This window comes from Streptomyces sp. NBC_00322 (assembly GCF_036147535.1).
Classification (GTDB): domain Bacteria; phylum Actinomycetota; class Actinomycetes; order Streptomycetales; family Streptomycetaceae; genus Streptomyces.
This window is the reverse complement of sequence record NZ_CP108019.1, coordinates 3,277,960-3,296,128: the sequence shown is the minus strand read 5'-3', so window position 1 is coordinate 3,296,128 and position 18,169 is coordinate 3,277,960. Positions and strand designations below refer to the sequence as shown.

Here is an 18,169-nt window from a genome sequence, read left to right as displayed (position 1 = left end):
CCTTCCGCACCGACAGCAACACCCCTAAGGAGAAAGCGACATGACGCCCCAACCCCCAACAGAGGCCCGTCGGCACACAGGGGCCGCGCGATGAGGGTGCTCCTGCTCGGTGCCAATGGATTCCTCGGCCGCTTCGTCGCCGACCGGCTGCTCGCCGACCCCGCCGTGCACCTGACCGCCCTCGGGCGCGGTGACGACGCCGACGTACGCTTCGACCTCGCCGGAGGCAGCCCGGGCGCGCTCACCCGCTTCCTGGGCGCCGTCCACCCGGGCGTCGTCATCAACTGCGCGGGCGCCACCCGCGGCGGCGCCCGTGAGCTGACCCGGCACAACACCGTCGCCGTCGCCACCGTCTGTGAGGCCCTGCGCCGCAGCGGCTGTGGCGCCCGGCTCGTCCAGCTCGGCTGCGCCTCCGAGTACGGTCCGTCCCAGCATGGTTCGTCGACCGCGGAGGATGCGATTCCGCGCCCGGGCGGCCCGTACGGCGTCAGCAAGCTCGCCGCCACCGAGCTGGTACTCGGCGCGGGCCTGGACGCCGTCGTGCTGCGGGTCTTCTCGCCCGTCGGTCCCGGCACCCCGGCTGGCTCACCGCTCGGCCGTCTCGCCGAGGCGATGCGCCGCGCGATGCAGTCCGGCGACGGTGAGCTGAAACTCAGCGGCCTCGGCGTGCAGCGCGACTTCGTCGACGTGCGGGACGTGGCGCGGGCCGTGCACGCCGCCTCGCTCTCCGCCGCGCAGGGCGTCGTCAACATCGGTACGGGACGTGCCGTACGACTGCGCGACGCGGCCGCCGTCCTGGCCCGGGTCGCGGGCTACGCGGGCGCGCTGCACGAACTCGACGCGTCCCCCGGCCGCCCCTCCATCGGAGCCCCCCGCTCCGAATCCGTGCTGGAGCAGCTCTCCGCGAACCCGGCCCCCTACCCCGACGGCTGCGGCAGCTGGCAGCAGGCGGATGTGCGCACCGCCCGCGACCGCCTCGGCTGGCGCCCCCGCATCAACCTCGAAGAGTCCCTCGCCGATATCTGGATGGAGGCGGCATGCCGCATCTGACCACCACGGGTACCAAGCTCTCCGCGACCGGCGCGGAGCGACTCGGCTTCGGCATCCCCGGCTATGCCCACCCGCTGCTCGCCCCGGTCGAATGGGCCGAACTGACCCGCCCGGGAACGCCCCTGCACTGGGTCGTCCTCAATGTCGACGGCGGCCCCGGGGACCGCCCCGACCCGCACTGCCTGGAGGCCGCGGGCAAGCTGCGCAATGCGGGCGTGCGAGTTCTCGGCCATCTCGACATGGTCCACGGCTCGCGCTCCTTCGGCGACCTCGTCTCCGACGCGCACCTCTACCTCGAGTGGTACCGGGTCGACGGCTTCCTGCTGGACCGCTGCCCCACGGACCGCGCCGATCTGCAGGAGGTGCGGCGTACGACGGCGACGCTGGAGGCCGTTCTCGACGGCGGTCATCTCGTCCTCGGGCACGGCTCGCATCCGTACCCGGGCTACGCGGAGGCCGCCGACCAGCTGGTCACCTTCTCCGGGCCATGGACGGATTACCGCTGGTCACAGGTGGCGGAGTGGACGGCGGACCATCCGCCGGAGCGCTTTGTGCACTTCGTGCACGGGGTGCCGCGCACCCACCTGGAGGAGGCCACCCGAATCGCCCGCTGGCAGGGCGCCGGGACGATCTTCTTCACCGATCGCACGGACCAGTGGGGACAAAACAGTCCATTCGAGGCGCTGCCCGGCTACTGGGACGAAATCGTCTCGCGGATCGGACCGGGTGTCTCGGAATGAGGAGGGCCGTGGCAGTGTTACGGGGAGAACAACCGTACTGACTTATCGACGCAACGGAGTCCCCGTGTCGCTGCCACCCCTGGTCGAGCCAGCTGCTGAGCTCACCGTCGACGAGGTCCGCAGGTACTCCCGCCACCTGATCATCCCGGATGTCGGGATGGACGGGCAGAAGCGGCTGAAGAACGCCAAGGTGCTGTGTGTGGGCGCAGGCGGCCTGGGTTCGCCGGCCCTGATGTACCTCGCCGCGGCCGGTGTCGGCACGCTCGGCATCGTGGAGTTCGACGAGGTCGACGAGTCGAACCTGCAGCGCCAGATCATCCACAGCCAGGCCGACATCGGCCGCTCCAAGGCCCAGTCCGCCAAGGACTCGGTGCTCGGCATCAACCCGTACGTGAACGTGGTCCTGCACGAAGAGCGGCTTGAAGCCGAGAACGTGATGGACATCTTCGGCCAGTACGACCTGATCGTCGACGGCACGGACAACTTCGCGACGCGCTACCTGGTCAACGACGCGTGCGTGCTGCTGAACAAGCCGTACGTCTGGGGCTCGATCTACCGCTTCGACGGACAGGCCTCCGTCTTCTGGTCCGAGCACGGTCCCTGCTACCGCTGCCTCTACCCCGAGCCCCCGCCGCCGGGCATGGTCCCCAGCTGCGCCGAGGGCGGCGTGCTGGGTGTGCTCTGCGCGTCCATCGGCTCCATCCAGGTCAACGAGGCCATCAAGCTGCTCGCGGGCATCGGTGAGCCGCTGGTCGGCCGACTGATGATCTACGACGCCCTGGAGATGCAGTACCGCCAGGTCAAGGTCCGCAAGGACCCGGACTGCGCGGTCTGCGGCGAGAACCCCACCGTCACCGAGCTCATCGACTACGAGGCCTTCTGCGGCGTCGTGTCCGAGGAGGCCCAGGAGGCGGCGGCCGGTTCGACGATCACTCCCAAGCAGCTCAAGGAGTGGATCGACGACGGCGAGAGCATCGACATCATCGATGTCCGTGAGATCAACGAGTACGAGATCGTCTCGATCCCCGGCGCCAGGCTGATCCCGAAGAACGAGTTCCTGATGGGCACCGCTCTCCAGGACCTGCCTCAGAACAAGCGCATCGTCCTGCACTGCAAGACGGGTGTCCGCAGCGCGGAAGTCCTCGCCGTGCTCAAATCCGCGGGCTTCGCGGACGCGGTGCACGTCGGCGGCGGTGTGATCGGCTGGGTCAACCAGATCGAGCCGGACAAGCCCATCTACTGACGCAGATGTGTGCAGGGCCCCGGACCGCAGCGCTGGTCCGGGGCCTTTCGCCGCGCTGCTACGAGCAGGTCTTGCCGTTCGCCGGGACCGTGCCGTCCAGCAGATACGCGTCCACCGTCCGCGTCACGCAGGCGCCGTTTCCGTAGGCGCCATGGCCCTCGCCCTTGTTGGTCAGCAGTACTCCGACTCCCGCGCCGAGCTCGTCCGCCATCTTCTTCGCTCCCTCGTACGGAGTCGCCGGATCGCCAGTGGTGCCGACGACCAGGATCGGCGCCGCGCCCGCGGCGGCCACCTCGGGAGTGTCGGACTCGCCGGGCACCGGCCAGTCGGCGCACCAGCCCGCCAGGTCCCAGGCCAGATACGGGCCGAAGACCGGCGACACCTTGGTGAACTCGGCGAGATGACGGGACCTGACCTCGGCGGCCGTCACCCGGCCCTTGGTGTCCGCGCAGGATATGGCGCGCTGGGAGTGGTCCTGGGTGCTGTAGTGGCCCGTCTGGTCACGGCTGTTGTACGCCTCCGCCATGATCAGCAGACGCGTGCCGTCGCCGTTCTCCGCCTCGTCCAGCGCCTGGGTGAGGTAGGGCCAGCTGTCCTTCGAGTACAGCGGGAAGACGATTCCCGTGAGCGCCAGGCTCTGGGTGAGCGTGCGCCCCTCGTGGGTGGGCAGCGGCTTGCGGTCCAGCCTGTCGAGGAGCTTCACGACCCGCTCGGTGCCGTCCTTGGAGCTGATGTCCCGGCTCTTGAAGTAGTTCTCCAGGGCGCGTTGGAAGCCCAGCGCCTGGCCGCGCGAGTGCCCGGCGTAGTCGGCGGTGGGATCGACCACGGCGTCCAGAACGAGGCGTCCGACGTTCCTGGGGAACAAGTGGGCGTAGACACCGCCCAGTTCGGTGCCGTAGGAGAAGCCTAGATAGTGCAGCTTGGCGTCGCCGAGGACCTGGCGTATCAGGTCCATGTCGCGCGCGGCGTTGGTGGTGCCGACATGCGGCAGTATCCGGCCGGACTTCTTGGCGCAGCCGGCGCCGAAAGCCACGGAGTTGTCGATGTACGCCTCCTCTTCCGAGGGGGTGTCGGGGGTGAAGTCCAGCCGGTGCGCGGCCTCGATCTCCCTGTCACCCCGGCAGGTCACCTCGGCGCTCTCGGCGACACCTCGCGGATCGAAGCCGACCAGGTCGTAGCGGCTGTGCAGCTTCTTGAACTGATCTGCCGAGCCGGGCAGCGCGGCGACACCCGAGCCGCCGGGGCCGCCGAAGTTGAACAGGAGTGAACCGATCCGCTTGGACCCGTCCTCGGCCTTCGAGCGGATCAGGGCGATCCCGATCGTCTCGCCCGTGGGCTGCCTGTAGTCGAGGGGGGCTTTGAGCCGGGCACACTGCCACTGCCCGCCCGGTCTCTTCGCATAGCTGCCCTCCGCCTTCACGGGCGCCTCGCAGCGCTTCCAGTCGAGCTTCTGACCGGTGAGCGCGGCGGGCAGAACCGGCTCGCTCGGCGTGCTCGGAGCCGCCTTGCCCGGGGAGTTCTGCGAGGCGGAGGGCCCGGCCGTGTTCTTGCCGTCGTCACCCGCCTTGTCCTGACCGCTGTCACAGCCGACGGCCAGACCGGCCACCAGCAGCGCGCTCACGGCCACGGCCCCCGCCCGTACCCGAATCGCCATACATGCCCCCGCGCTTCGAAGATTTTTTCGACATCCTAGGCGGGGCTACTGACACACCGTGCCCGCGGCAGGCACCTTGCCCTCCAGGAGGTACGAGTTCACCGCCTGCTGCACGCACGCGCTGCCGCCGTTGTACGCGCCGTGTCCCTGACCCCGGTAGGTGAGCTCGATGCCGACCCCCTTGCCGAGGGCGTCTGCCATGGCCTTCGCTCCCTCATAAGGGGTCGCCGGGTCACCGGTGTTGCCGATGACGAGGATGGGCGGTGCGCCGGGGGCCGACACATCGGGTGTGTCCCAGGTGCCCGGCAGCGGCCACTCGGTGCAGCCCATCAGGCCCCACCCGAGGTAGTCGCCGAAGACGGGGGACGCCTGGCGGAACTCGGGGAGCTTCGCCTTCGTCTGCTCCAGGGTCCAGCGGTCCTTGAAGTCGACGCAGTTGATGGCCGCGTTCGCCGCCTGGATATTGCTGTAGTGGCCGTTCTCGCCCCGTCCGTTCAGCGAGTCGGCGAGTGCGAGCAGCAGCCCGCCGTTGCCGCCGTCGGCCTCGTCGAGACCCTGCTCCAGGTACTGCCAGTACTCCTTGGAGTACAAGGCCTGCGCGATGCCGCTGGCGGCCTGGCTCTGGGTCAGCATCCGGTCGCCGCTGGCGGGGATCGGCTTCTTCTCGAGCTCGTCGAGGAGGGCGATGATCCAGGCCTCGACCTCCTTCGCCGTGGAGCCGGGCAACAGGCACTTGTCGCCGCGGTTCACGCAGTCCTGGGCGAAGTTGTCGAGGGCCAGCTGGAAGCCCTTCGCCTGGCCCAGGGAGCCCTCTTCGGAGTTCTTGGTCGGGTCCACGACGGCGTCGAAGACCGCCCTGCCGACCTTGGTGGGATACAAGTGGGCGTAGACGCCGCCCAGTTCGGTGCCGTACGAAATGCCGAAGTAGTAGAGCTTGTCGTCGCCGAGGACTTGGCGCATCAGGTCCAGGTCACGGGCGGCGTTGACGGTTCCGACGTAGGGCAGTTGGTCCCCGGAGTTCTTCTCACAGGCCGCTGCGAAGGACTTCAGACCCTCGGTGAAGGTCTTCTCCTCGGCGGTGTCGTCGGGCGTCGAATCCTGCTGGTAGTACGCGTCGAGCTGCTTGTCGTCCTTGCACTCCACCGCGGCGCTGCGGCCGACCCCGCGCGGGTCGAAGCTCACCAGGTCGTAACGGGTGCGCAGGGCTGCGTAGTCCGCGGCGGCGGGCGGCAGACCGGCGACCCCGGAGCCTCCGGGTCCGCCGAAGTTGAATATGAGGGAGCCGATGCGCGTGGACTGGTCGCGTGCCCTGGCGCGTATGAGAGCGAGCTCGATGGTGTCGCCGCCCGGTTTGGCGTAGTCGAGCGGGGCGTCCATGAAGGCGCACTCCCAGACCGTGCCGCCGGGCAGAGGCGACGGCGGGGTGCCGCCGCCCTCCGCGTCCGAGGGGGCCGGGCACGCCTGCCAGTCCAGCTCCTGGGAAGCGAGCTCCTTCGCCCGGTCCTGGTCCGTCTCCTTGCCCTTGCCGCCGTCGTCGGAACAGCCGGCGGCGGCCAGCAGCGCGGCGACACAGGCGCTGATCGCGACGGCGCGGGCGACGGAGGAAGGGGGCATGCTGCCATGGTGCGCCGCGGGTGCGGGCTGCGCCCGCGACGACGGTCCATGCGGGTGGTTCATTACCGGGCCTCGGACTCCCGGCTGGATGTGCGGCCGGGCCGCACATCCAGCCCGTCCGGCGTTCGAGGACACGGCCGAAGGCCGTACGGGGGCTCGGGGGCTTGCGCCCAGTTACGGGAAGGGGGTACCTCCCACGGCCGCCAGGCCGTAGGGGGAGGGGCGGGTAGGGGAAAATCCCCCCGGGCACCCCCTACAGCGCGCCCTTGCGCGTCAGGTGGTTGAACGCGAACCACCCCGGCAGCACCGGCAGCCACAGCGTCATCATCCGGTACAGCAGCACCGCCGGCGCCGCCACCTCCTTCGGCACCCCCGCCACGATCAGACCGAAGGTCAGCGCCCCCTCCACCGCACCCACACCGCCCGGCGTCGGCGCCGCCGACCCCAGCGCGTTGCCCGCCAGGAACACCACGGCGATGCTGGCGTAGCTCAGCGGCTGGTGGCCGTTGTCGAAAGCACGGATCGACGCGTCCAGACACATCACGAAAAGCCCGGTCAGCAGCAGCATCCCGCCGATGCCGGTGATCAGCTTCACCGGCCGCTGCAGTACGTCGAGCATGCGCGGCACGACCCCGGCGAACAGCGAACGCAGCCGCGTCGAGACGAACTTCCGCAGGAACGGGATCGCGGTCACCACCAGCACCAGCACCGCGACCGTCAGCAGCCCCGCAATCACGGTCCTGGACGGGGTGAACGACGCCGTGCGCTCCGTACCGGTCAGATAGCCGAAGGCGAGCAGCAGCATGACGTGCGCGCCGAGCCCGAAGAGCTGGGAGGCGCCGACACTGGCCACGGCGAGCCCGGGGCGTACCCCCGAGCGCTGCAGGAAGCGGGTGTTCAGCGCGACACCGCCGACCGCCGCCGGGGCGACGATCTTGACGAAGGATCCGGCGACCTGAGCGACGACGGTCCGCAGGAATCCCACCCGCTCGGGCACGAAGCCCAGCAGGCTCATCGCCGCGGCGAAGTAGCTGAGCGCGGAGAAGGCGACAGCGGCCGCCACCCAGCCCCAGTGGGCCTGGCCGAAGACCGTGCCGAAGTCGATGCCCGCGAGCTGCGAGAGCAGGAAGTACGCGGCGACTGCGCCCGCGATGAAGCTGACGAGCGTGCGCGGCCTGATCCGCTCCAGACGGACCGGTTCGACCGGCGCCTGCGGCCTGATCAGCAGCATCTGGGCGCGGATCTGGGAGAGCAGATCCTCCTCGCGCGCCTCGTCCATGGCCACGTCCATGGCCCTCTTGTCGGCCTGCTTCTCAGCGCGTTCCGTCTTGCGTACGACCTTGGGGTCGGCGTGCGCCTCTTCCGTACGGGCCCGCTTGGCGGCGGCCGACGCCTCGAGGACGGCATCCCGCTCCCGCTGGGACCGCTCACGTGCGAGCTTGCGCAGCGTCGCCCGGGTCGAGCGGCTGAGCGCGATGGGCTGGAGCAGTGGCAGGCAGTCGGCGACCGGGTCCGGGCCGAGCACCTCGACCGCGGTGGCCACCGCACGCTCGGCACCGACGCGCAGGCCGATGGTGGTGAGCAGCTGCGCGATGTCCATGCGCAGCACCACGTCGCTGGCCGCGATCTCGCCGCCGCGCAGATCCGTGAGGATCACCTTGCCGGAACGATCCACCAGAATCGCGTCGCCGGTCAGCCGCCGGTGCGCGATGCGCCTCGACTGGAGCGCCTTCACCTGTCGCCAGGCCCCGCGCACCACGTCGTCGGTGACTTCGGCGTCGTCCAGGGAGTCGAGGGAATGGCCGCCCAGGTGCTCGTAGACCAGCATCACGGCGTCCGGGCCGAGCTCGGAGGTGGCGATCAGCTTGGGGGCGTTGGCTCCGGCCGCGATCGCCGCGTACGCGAGCAGCGCCTCCTGCTCCAGCGCCTGGCGCAGCGACTGGATGGAGCGTCGGGTGGTGATGGAGCGCAGCGTGAGGCGCCGCCACACGCGGTAGAAGAAGCCCTGGGCCTGCTGCTCGCGGTCGACGACGGTGACATCGAGCGGCGAGCCCTCCTCCAGCGTGACCAGGTAGCGGCGGCCGCGGTCGCCCTGGTCGGCGGTGTCGGGGATGTCCTCGGCCCGCATGGCGGTGACCGGGCGGAAGCCGACATGGCGCAGACCCGCGAGCAGGGTCTGGCCGGTGGGGCGTACGTTCGGCGAGCCGACGGCGTACAGCGTTCCGTACGCCACGGTCCAGCCGAGCAGCACGGTGAGGATGATCGAGAACGGTGTGGTGTACCCGGCGACCAGCATCGCGAAGGCGTCGAGCAGCAGCACCACCCACAGGACCACCCGCCATCGCGGTCTTCGGGACATGCCGACGGCCGTCATATAGGCGATGACGGGCGCGAGATATCCGTGAACGGGATCGGTGAGCCCGCCGCCGGTCTGTGCCTGCGTCAGGGCTTCCTGGAGGGTGCCGGGCGCGGCCCTGGCGACCCAGAGATCGGTGGCGAGAGTGGCTCCGTGCGCGAGGACGGCGGCCAGTACGCCGTCCGCGATCCGCAGACCGTCGCGTTTGATCAGCCGCTCGATGGCGAAGGCGACCGGGACGAGCAGTACGGCGATGCTGGACACCAGACCGGCGATCTTGACGAACAGGTCGGGGGCCTGGTCGGTGCCCTTGTCGATGTCCTGTGCGAGGCCCGTCGTGGTGCCCTGGGCGAAGGCGGCCACGGCGAGGACGATCGCGATCGCGAGGATGCCGATGAGCAGGCGCATCAGATCGGAGGGCCGGTGGACGCGGGCGGCCAGCAGCGGCTCGTCCCCGGAGACGCGGTCGACGCCGGCGACGTCGGTCACTTCGGCCGCGTCCGCCGCCTTGCCCCCGGCTGCGGCCGGCGTCTTGTCGGCCGTCTTGTCGGCTGCCTTCTCTCCGGCTGCCTTCTCTGCGGCTGTCTGGTCCGCGGCGGCGTCGGACGCTGCACCGGCACCCGCCGCCGCCTCGTCGCTCGTGTCCGGCTGCGGAACGGGCGCGTCCGGGTACGACTCGGCCTCAGGGGTGCTTGCCACCTTCGGAGGCTGCACGCCCTGCTCCCTCGCCGTCTCGGTCTCTTCTTGATCTCGTATCACCAGTCACCGCCCGCATGATGGTGGCACGACCGGACGACAGAGGGGGGCATCAGGGTGCATCGCGGGGACGGGAGGTGCGCGAGATACGCCCCTTTGCCCGTCGGAGCCGACCGCCCGCGCGGCGCCCGCTGCCCGGGGCGTTGTCGGTGGCGTGCGGCAGGATGAGCCGGATGGAAGAGCTGCCGGAGTACGCGGAGCGGGTGCTCGAGGTCGCCGAGCTGATCCCGCCCGGCCGCGTGATGACTTACGGCGACATCGCCGAATGGCTGGAAGAGGGCGGCCCGAGGCAGGTCGGCCGGGTCATGGCGCTGTACGGGGGCGGGGTGCCCTGGTGGCGCGTCGTGCGCTCGGACGGCGCGCTGCTGCCCGGCCATGAGCTGAGCGCCCTGGCGCACTACCGCAGCGAGGGGACGCCCCTGCGCGAGGCGGCACGAAGCGCCGACAGCCATGTGCCGCGCCTCGACATGAAGCGCGCGCGATGGGACGGCGACGAGGGTGCCGGCGACAGCGCTCACATATGACAGCTTCCGCCAATCGGGGGCGCCACGGGGAATCGGGGGACCGTACGGAGTACCGGGACTACAGGCGGTACGCGACGGACTCACTGCGTTCCCGCCACGCGCTGGCGTAGCGTCGTCAGCGCGCGGCACGAACCGCTCCATCACCACCAGCACACCCACCAGGACCGGCGATCCACGTGAGCTCCTCCTCCACCACCGGGCGTACGCCGTACCAGCACCAGGTACGGCGTGGGACCCCCGGCGCGTACCGACTGGTGCGTACCCCGCCGGGCCCGGTGGATCCCCCTCTCCTGGACGCAGCGCAACGCGCTGTGGTTGACCACGATCACGGTCCGTTGCTCGTTCTGGCAGGTCCCGGCACAGGCAAGACCACGACGCTGGTCGAGGCGGTCGCCGCGCGCGTGGCCAAGGGGGCGGATCCGGAGCGGATCCTGGTGCTCACCTTCAGCCGCAAGGCGGCGGTCGAACTGCGCGACCGGATGGCGCTGCGGCTCGGCGGCACGAAGGGGCCGCAGGCGACGACCTTCCACTCCTTCTGTTACGCACTGGTCCGCGCGCACCAGGACGCCGACCTTTTCTCCGAGCCGCTGCGGCTGCTGTCCGGTCCCGAGCAGGACGTCGCCGTACGTGAACTCCTGGCAGGCCAGATCGACCTGGAGGCGGACGGGCTGGCGCGCAACGAGTGGCCCGACGAGCTGCGTGCCTGTCTGACCACGCGCGGCTTCGCCGACGAGGTACGCGCGGTGCTCGCCCGGAGTCGTGAACTGGGCCTGGGACCCGATTCCCTGGCCCGCTTCGCGGCCCGCACCGGCCGTCCCGACTGGGGGGCGGCCGCGTCGTTCCTCGCCGAATATCTGGACGTTCTGGACATGCAGGGGGTGCTCGACTACGCGGAACTGGTGCACCGGGCGGTCCTGCTGGCGGAGCGTCTACCGTTCGGGTTCCCCTACGACGCCGTGTTCGTGGACGAGTACCAGGACACCGACCCGGCTCAGGTCCGGCTGCTCCAGGCGCTGGCCGGCAGGGGCCGAACGCTGGTCGCCTTCGGCGACCCGGACCAGTCGATCTACGCCTTCCGCGGCGCGGACGTGAACGGCATCCTCGACTTCCCGGACGCCTTCCCGCGCGCGGACGGCAGCTCGGCGGGGGTGGCGGTGCTGACTGCATCCCGCCGCAGCGGATCGAAACTGCTGGAGGCGACCCGCCTGCTGACGCGCAGGATGCCGCTGCCCCGCCTTCCGTCGGAGAAGGTCCGGGCGCACCGGGAACTGGGCGCCGTCCGCGAGGGCGGCCGGATCGAGACGTACACCTACCCGACGGCCTCCACGGAACTCGACAACATCGCGGACATCCTGCGCCGGGCCCACCTGGAGGAGGGCGTCCCATGGGGAGACATGGCAGTCCTGGTCCGCGCGGGAGGCCGCACGATCCCCTCGGTCCGCCGCGCCCTGACATCGGCGGGCGTCCCCCTGGACATAGACGGCGACGACGTCCCTCTCCGCCACGAACCGGCGGTCGCGCCACTGCTGACGGCGTTGCGCGCGGTGGCGGAGGCGGCGATTGGACGGGGCGGCGCGGACGTCACGCCAGCTTCGGCGGCTGCGGGTTCGCCGATCGAGGCGGTCGCGGCGGCGGACGCTTCGGCCGAGATGGGCTCGGGCCGGGGTGCGTTGGCCGTGGCGGACGGGCCGAGTACGGCCCCGCGGACGCACGGCGTTGCCGACGCCGAGGGGGGCGCACCGGTGGGCTCGGACGCGTCGCCGGACGGCGTGGCCGCCGACGGTCACGAACCCGCGCCCGAGACGTCGGCGCCGAGTGCGGCCCGGACGGACGCGGAAGGAGCCGAGCAGCGCGAGACCGAACTGCTCTGGGGCAGGGCGGGACCGGGGCACACCCGCCAGGGCGACGCGCCCGCACAACCGGCCGGCGCGGAGCCGCGCGACCCCGGGAGCCCCGCGCAGGGGAACACCCCCGCCACCCCCTGGCTCCGCACCGAGACGGCCCTCGACCTCCTCGCCTCCCCCCTCGGCGGCATGGACACCGCCGACCTCCGCCGCCTCGGCCGCGCTCTCCGTGACGAAGAGCGCGCCGGCGGCAACAAAATCCCCCCGCCCTCCGACGAGCTCCTCGCCCGCGCCCTTGCCGAGCCCGAGCGCCTCGTCGCCCACGACCCCGCGTACGCCCGCGGCGCGCAGCGGCTCGGCGCGCTCCTGCGCAAGGCGCGTGAGCTCCTCGAAGGCGGCGGCACCGCCGAGGAGGCGCTGTGGGAGCTGTGGGCCGGCACCCCCTGGCCGCAGCGCCTGGAACGCGCAGCCCTCCGCGGCGGCGCGGCCGGCCGCAATGCCGACCGCGACCTCGACGCCGTCTGCGCGCTCTTCGACACCGCCGCCCGCGCCGAAGAGCGCACCGGCGGCCGCGGCGCCCTGAACTTCCTCGAGGAGATCGACGCCCAGGACATCGCCGCCGACACCCTCTCCAAAAGAGAGGTGCGTTCCGACGCCGTACGCCTGATGACCGCCCACCGTTCCAAGGGCCTCGAATGGAGCCTCGTGGTCGTGGCGGGCGTACAGGAGGGCCTGTGGCCCGACCTCCGCCGCCGCGGCTCACTCCTGGAGGCCGACCGCATCGGCCGCGACGGCCTCGCCGAGCCCCTCACCCCCGGCGCGCTCCTCGCAGAAGAGAGAAGGCTCTTCTACGTCGCTGCCACCCGCGCCCGCGACCGCCTCGTCGTCACCGCCGTCAAGGCACCGGCCGACGACGGCGATCAGCCCTCCCGTTTCCTCACCGAACTCGGCGTCGAGCCGAAGGACATCACCGGCCGCCCCCGCCGCCCCCTTGCCGTGGCCGCGCTCGTCGCCGAGCTGCGCGCCACCACGGTGGACCCGCAGGCGAGTCCCTCGCTGCGCGACGCCGCCGCCCGCCGCCTCGCCCGACTCGCCGCGCTCACCGACGACGAGGGTCAGCCGCTCGTGCCCGCAGCCCACCCCTTCCGCTGGTGGGGCCTGTACGAGCCGACCCACAGCCGGCTGCCCCTGCGCGACCGGAACGAGCCCCTCACCCTCTCCGGCAGCGCGCTGGACCAGCTCGCCAACACCTGTGCCCTGCAGTGGTTCCTGGGCCGCGAGGTGAAGGCGGACGCCCCGGCCACCGCGGCCCAGGGCTTCGGCAATGTTGTGCACGTACTGGCCGACGAGGTCGCCTCCGGACAGACCCCCGCAGACCTGGCCGTCCTCATGGAACGCCTCGACTCGGTCTGGAACGCGCTCGTTTTCGACGCCCCATGGAAGTCGCAGCAGGAGAAGGGCCACGCGCGCGTGGCGCTCGAACGCTTCCTGCGGTGGCACGTCATGGACCGTGGCGGCCGCACTCCCGCCGCCACCGAGCACGGCTTCGACGTCACCCTGGAGGCCGGTGCGTACGAGGTACGCATCCGGGGCTCCATGGACCGCGTCGAGCAGGACGCCGAAGGACGCGCGTACGTCGTCGACTTCAAGACCGGCAAGCAGTCCCCCACCCGCGACGAGGTCGCCCGGCACCCCCAACTCGCCGTCTACCAGCTCGCCGTGCGTGAGGGCGCGCTCGACGAGGCCTTCGGCGGCCGCCGCCCCGAGCCGGGCGGCGCCGAGCTCGTACAGCTGCGACAGGCCGCCGCGAAGAAGGAGGGCGGTGAGGACCTGCCCAAGGTCCAGGCGCAGGAGCCGCTGGCGGGGGAGTGGGTCGGTGAGCTGCTCGCCACCGCAGCGGGCCGGGTCCTCGACGAGCGCTTCACGCCGACCGCCGGGCAGCACTGCACCCACTGTGCCTTCCGCGCGTCATGCAGCGCACAGCCGGAAGGCCGCCAGATAGTGGAGTGAGCGGCGCTGTGACGCGGGTCACGACGGCCGCTGCGACGGACCACGTGAACTGCGAGGAGAGGTACATGGCGGCCAAGCGGAAGTTCCTGGTCATGGCGGTGGTCTGGGCGGCCGCGATCGCCGGACTGGCGGGCTGCTCCACCGGCGACGAGCTCGAGGCCCAAAGCGGCACCGAGAAGATCGAGGCCGTGGACGCCGCGGCCACGAAGGCTTCGGGTGACCCGTTCGGCGGCCTCAGCGCCGACCAGATCGCCGGCAAGGCAGTCGCGGCCACCAAGTCCGCGCGGTCCATGCGGATCGCGGGCAGGGTCACGGGCGACGGCGAGCTGCTGACCGTCGACTTCGCGGTGGACAGCAAGGGTTCCTGCACCGGCAAGATCGGGATGAAGGGCGGCAACGCCGAGCTTCGCCAGGTCGGCAAGGTCATGTACATCAAGGGCGACGAGAAGTTCTGGACGGCTTCGGTCGGTGCGCAGGCCGACGGCATCACCGACCTGCTGAAGGGCCGCTGGATGAAGGTGCCGCAGGGCGCCTCCACCAGCATGGAAGGCGTCTGCGACCTCAAGGCGATGATCGCCGACATGGGCAAGGACAAGTCGGAGCTCCGGGGCATGACCAAAGGGCCCGACGCGGTGGTCGGCGGCAAGCCGGTGGTGACCCTGGTGAAGAAGAAGCCGGGCGGCGAAACGCTCACCATGTATGTCGCCAAGGAGGGTGCGCCGTATGTGCTCAAGGTCGTCAGGAAGGGCGGCGTCGAGCCCGGGACGCTGACGTTCTCGGACTACAACAAGCCGGTGAAGGCCGTGGCCCCGCCGCCGGACCAGGTGGTGGACGTGGACAGCCTGGGCTCTGCCGCCGCGCTCTCGGCCACAACCGCGTCAGGCTCCCGCTCCGGTACCGCCGCGGGGGCCTGACGCGGTGAGGCCGATGGGGGCCATCGCTGTCAGTGGTCCCCATTAGCCTCACTGAGGTGACCGCACGCATCAACGACCCCGAGCAGCTCACGGAGCTCCTCGGCATCCCCTTCACCCCGGAGCAGACGGCCTGCATCACCGCGCCGCCTGCCCCGCAGGTCATCGTGGCCGGAGCCGGGTCAGGGAAGACGACGGTCATGGCCGCGCGGGTGGTGTGGCTCGTGGGGACCGGCCAGGTCGCCCCGGAGCAGGTGCTCGGTCTCACCTTCACCAACAAGGCGGCGGGCGAACTCGCCGAGCGCGTCCGCACCGCGCTCGTACGGGCCGGGGTGACGGACGCCGACGTCATCGACCCGGACAACCCGCCGGGCGAGCCGCGCATCTCCACGTACCACGCTTTCGCCGGGCAGCTCCTGACCGACCACGGGCTGCGGATAGGTCTGGAGCCGAGCGCCCGCCTGCTCGCCGACGCGACCCGCTATCAGCTCGCCGCGCGCGTGCTGCGCGAGGCGCCCGGGCCGTACCCCTCGCTGACCAAGTCCTTTCCCTCCCTGGTCAGCGACCTGCTGGCGCTCGACGCGGAGCTGGCGGAGCATCTCGTACGCCCCGGGCAGCTCGCCGCGTACGACGGGGAACTGCTGCGCACCCTTGCGAGCGCGCGGCTCAGCAACGCCGAACTCCGCAAGGTCCCGGAGGCCGCGGCGGCCCGCCGTGAGCTGCTCGATCTGACCGTCCGCTACCGCGAGGCCAAACGCGCCCGCGACCTCCTCGACTTCGGCGACCAGATCGCGCTCTCCGCCGAGCTCGCGCTGACCAGGCCCGAGGTCGGGACGATCCTGCGGGACGAGTTCCGGGTTGTCCTGCTCGACGAGTACCAGGACACCTCGGTGGCCCAACGGCTGCTGCTGTCCGGCCTGTTCGGCCAGGGCACCGGTCACGCCGTGACCGCGGTCGGCGATCCCTGCCAGGCCATCTACGGCTGGCGCGGAGCCTCCGTCGCCAACCTCGACGACTTCCCGGCGCACTTCGCCCACGCCGACGGCAGCCCGGCCACGCGCTTCTCGCTCAGCGAGAACCGCCGCAGCGGGGGCCGGCTGCTGCACCTCGCCAACGGCCTGGCGGAGCCCCTGCGCGCCATGCACGCGGGCGTGGAGGCGCTGCGCCCCGCGCCCGGGGCCGAGCGCGACGGATCCGTGCGCATCGCCCTCCTCGACACCCACGCGCAGGAGATCGAATGGCTCGCCGACTCGATCGCCCACCTGGTGCGTACGGGCAAGGAACCCGGCGAGATCGCGGTCCTGTGCCGTACGGCGGGTGACTTTCCCCAGATCCAGGGCGCGCTGGTCGCCAGGGACATCCCGGTGGAGGTCGTCGGCCTGTCCGGGCTGTTGCACCTCCCCGAGGTCGCCGACCTGGTCGCGATGTGCGAAGTCCTCCAGGACCCGGGGGCCAATGCCTCGCTCGTACGACTGCTCACCGGTCCGCGCTGGCGGATCGGCCCGCGCGACCTGGCCCTCCTCGGCCGCCGGGCCCGGCTGCTCGTCCACCGCACCCAAGCCGACGGCACGGACCCGGACGAACGGCTGGCCGCGGCCGTCGAGGGCACCGATCCGGCCGAGGTCGTCTCGCTCGCCGACGCGCTGGACACCTTCCTGGAGTCGGCCGGCGGGGAGGACGACGACCTTCCCTTCTCGGCTCAGGCCCGGGTCCGATTCGCCCGCCTCGCCGCGGAACTGCGCGATCTGCGCCGCTCCCTGGCCGACCCGCTGATGGACGTTCTGCACCGCGTCCTTGGCACCACCGGCCTGGAGGTCGAACTCTCGGCGTCCCCGCACGCCCTGGCCGCCCGCCGCCGCGAGACCCTCGCCAACTTCCTGGACACGGCCGCCGGTTTCGCGGCGCTGGACGGCGAGGCTTCGCTGCTGGCCTTCCTCGCCTTCCTGCGTACCGCCGCGCAGTACGAGAAGGGCCTCGACAACGCCCTGCCGGGCGGCGAGAACACCGTCAAAGTCCTGACGGCCCACAAGTCCAAGGGCCTGGAGTGGGACGTCGTGGCGGTCCCCGGCCTGGTCGCCAAACACTTCCCGAACGATCAGGCGCGCGAGGCCTGGACCTCCCAGTCCAAGGTCCTGCCGCACGCACTGCGCGGCGACGCGGGCACGCTTCCCGACGTGCCGTCCTGGGACGCGAGAGGCCTCAAGGCCTTCAAGGACGCCATGAAGGACCACCAGCACACGGAGGAACTACGCCTGGGCTACGTCACCTTCACCCGCCCCCGCTCCCTGCTCCTGGGCTCGGGCCACTGGTGGGGGCCGACCCAGAAACGCCGACGGGGCCCGTCGGCGTTCCTGCAGGCGCTGTACGACCACTGCGGTGAGGGCTTCGGCGAGATCGAGATCTGGGCGGACGAACCGGAACAGGACGCGGAGAACCCGTCCCTGCGGGAGTCGGCGCAGGACCATGCCTGGCCGCTTCCTCTGGACCCGACGTCGCTGTCCCGCCGCCGTGAGGCGGCGGACACGGTGCTGTCGCACCTGGACGCGCTGACGCTGCTTCCGGCCGAGCCACAGGAGCCGGAGCCCCACGACGACGAGCCGCTGTGGGACGACGAGCCGCGCTGGGACGAGGACGCCCCGGAGCCGGAGTGGGAACAGGCCGCCCCGTCGGCGGACCTGCCGCACCAGCGCAGCGAGCCGTCCTTGCGTCGCGAGACCGGCGCTCCCGGGGGTGTGGGGGCAACCCCCGAGGACCTCCGCACCATCGCCTCCTGGGACCGCGACCTCACCGCCCTCACCGGCGAGCTCCGCCGCACCCGCGCCACCGTCCGAGACGTAGTCCTGCCGCCCTCCCTGTCCGCCTCCCAGCTCATGCGCCTCGCCGCCGACCCCGACGGCTTCGCCCATGAGCTGGCCCGCCCCATGCCCCGCCCTCCGCAGCCTGCCGCCCGCCGGGGCACCCGGTTCCACGCCTGGGTGGAGTCCCGGTTCGAGGAGCTGCCGCTGCCGATGCTCGGCCCGGACGAGCTCCCCGGGGGCGAGGCCGGCGATCCCGAGATCGTGGACGAGCGCGACCTGACCGCGCTCAAGGAGGCCTTCGAGCGCACCCCGTACGCCCGCCGCACCCCCTACCGCGTGGAGTCGCCGTTCCAGCTCACCCTCGCGGGCCGCGTGATCCGGGGCCGTATCGACGCCGTCTACCGCGACGACGAGGACGGCACGTACGAGATCGTCGACTGGAAGACCAGCCGCACGCGCACCGCGGACCCGCTGCAGCTCGCCATCTACCGCCTCGCCTGGGCCGAGCAGCACGACCTCCCCCCGGAAGCCGTCAAAGCAGCGTTCGTCTACGTCCGCAGCGGCGAAATCGCGCGCCCCACCGCCCTCCCCGGCCGGGCCGATCTTGAGCGCATCCTGCTGGGCGAGACGGCCGACGAGACAGCAGCCGAGGCCCGTTAGGCTCACCTG

At 71.5% G+C, this 18,169-nt stretch carries 10 protein-coding genes; 7 read left to right on the top strand and 3 right to left on the bottom strand.

What is annotated here, in order from left to right:
- The first annotated feature begins 90 nt into the window (after positions 1 to 90).
- The 3 genes from OG905_RS14670 to moeZ all read left to right on the top strand — a co-directional run bounded on the left by OG905_RS14670 (position 91) and on the right by moeZ (position 3,033).
- Complete coding sequence (locus tag OG905_RS14670; protein ID WP_328669064.1) at positions 91 to 1,050, top strand: NAD-dependent epimerase/dehydratase family protein; 960 nt, start codon at positions 91 to 93, stop codon at positions 1,048 to 1,050.
- Positions 1,038 to 1,790, top strand: coding sequence for a spherulation-specific family 4 protein (locus tag OG905_RS14665; protein WP_328669063.1), 753 nt, complete (start codon positions 1,038 to 1,040; stop codon positions 1,788 to 1,790). Before OG905_RS14670 ends, OG905_RS14665 begins: the two co-directional genes overlap by 13 nt.
- A 64-nt stretch (positions 1,791 to 1,854) precedes the next feature.
- Complete coding sequence (gene moeZ / locus OG905_RS14660; protein ID WP_328669062.1) at positions 1,855 to 3,033, top strand: adenylyltransferase/sulfurtransferase MoeZ; 1,179 nt, start codon at positions 1,855 to 1,857, stop codon at positions 3,031 to 3,033.
- 58 nt (positions 3,034 to 3,091) lie between these two features.
- Here moeZ and OG905_RS14655 read toward each other — a convergent pair whose 3' ends face one another.
- From OG905_RS14655 to OG905_RS14645, 3 genes are all read right to left on the bottom strand, one after another.
- Positions 3,092 to 4,687 carry an alpha/beta hydrolase gene (locus OG905_RS14655; protein WP_328669061.1) on the bottom strand — a complete coding sequence of 532 codons (1,596 nt, stop codon included), beginning with the start codon at positions 4,685 to 4,687 and terminating at the stop codon, positions 3,092 to 3,094.
- Between the two features lie 45 nt (positions 4,688 to 4,732).
- A complete protein-coding gene (locus tag OG905_RS14650) occupies positions 4,733 to 6,301 on the bottom strand; it encodes an alpha/beta hydrolase (protein WP_328669060.1) in 1,569 nt (522 codons plus the stop codon).
- 253 nt (positions 6,302 to 6,554) lie between these two features.
- Positions 6,555 to 9,371: a lysylphosphatidylglycerol synthase domain-containing protein gene (locus tag OG905_RS14645; protein WP_328669059.1), complete on the bottom strand. Its 2,817-nt coding sequence runs from the start codon at positions 9,369 to 9,371 to the stop codon at positions 6,555 to 6,557.
- A 215-nt stretch (positions 9,372 to 9,586) separates the two neighbouring features.
- Here OG905_RS14645 and OG905_RS14640 point away from each other — a divergent pair, with 215 nt between their 5' ends.
- From OG905_RS14640 to OG905_RS14625, 4 genes are all read left to right on the top strand, one after another.
- The gene (locus tag OG905_RS14640; protein ID WP_328669058.1) at positions 9,587 to 9,937 is read left to right on the top strand and encodes an MGMT family protein; all 351 of its coding nucleotides are present in this window, start codon (positions 9,587 to 9,589) and stop codon (positions 9,935 to 9,937) included.
- A gap of 176 nt (positions 9,938 to 10,113) precedes the next feature.
- Positions 10,114 to 13,791 (top strand): UvrD-helicase domain-containing protein, encoded by a 3,678-nt coding sequence (locus tag OG905_RS14635; RefSeq protein WP_328669057.1) that lies wholly within the window; start codon positions 10,114 to 10,116, stop codon positions 13,789 to 13,791.
- 65 nt (positions 13,792 to 13,856) lie between these two features.
- The gene (locus tag OG905_RS14630) at positions 13,857 to 14,705 is read left to right on the top strand and encodes a hypothetical protein (protein WP_328669056.1); all 849 of its coding nucleotides are present in this window, start codon (positions 13,857 to 13,859) and stop codon (positions 14,703 to 14,705) included.
- Between the two features lie 56 nt (positions 14,706 to 14,761).
- The gene (locus tag OG905_RS14625) at positions 14,762 to 18,160 is read left to right on the top strand and encodes an ATP-dependent helicase (RefSeq protein WP_328669055.1); all 3,399 of its coding nucleotides are present in this window, start codon (positions 14,762 to 14,764) and stop codon (positions 18,158 to 18,160) included.
- The last annotated feature ends 9 nt before the right edge of the window (positions 18,161 to 18,169 follow it).

What these genes read in the sequence shown, in the direction of transcription:
- OG905_RS14650 (WP_328669060.1), bottom strand. Translation starts at nt 6,301, where the DNA reads ATGCCCCCTTCCTCCGTCGCCCGCGCCGTCGCGATCAGCGCCTGTGTC.
- OG905_RS14670 (WP_328669064.1), top strand. Translation starts at nt 91, where the DNA reads ATGAGGGTGCTCCTGCTCGGTGCCAATGGATTCCTCGGCCGCTTCGTC.
- OG905_RS14630 (WP_328669056.1), top strand. Translation starts at nt 13,857, where the DNA reads ATGGCGGCCAAGCGGAAGTTCCTGGTCATGGCGGTGGTCTGGGCGGCC.
- OG905_RS14655 (WP_328669061.1), bottom strand. Translation starts at nt 4,687, where the DNA reads ATGGCGATTCGGGTACGGGCGGGGGCCGTGGCCGTGAGCGCGCTGCTG.
- OG905_RS14665 (WP_328669063.1), top strand. Translation starts at nt 1,038, where the DNA reads ATGCCGCATCTGACCACCACGGGTACCAAGCTCTCCGCGACCGGCGCG.
- OG905_RS14640 (WP_328669058.1), top strand. Translation starts at nt 9,587, where the DNA reads ATGGAAGAGCTGCCGGAGTACGCGGAGCGGGTGCTCGAGGTCGCCGAG.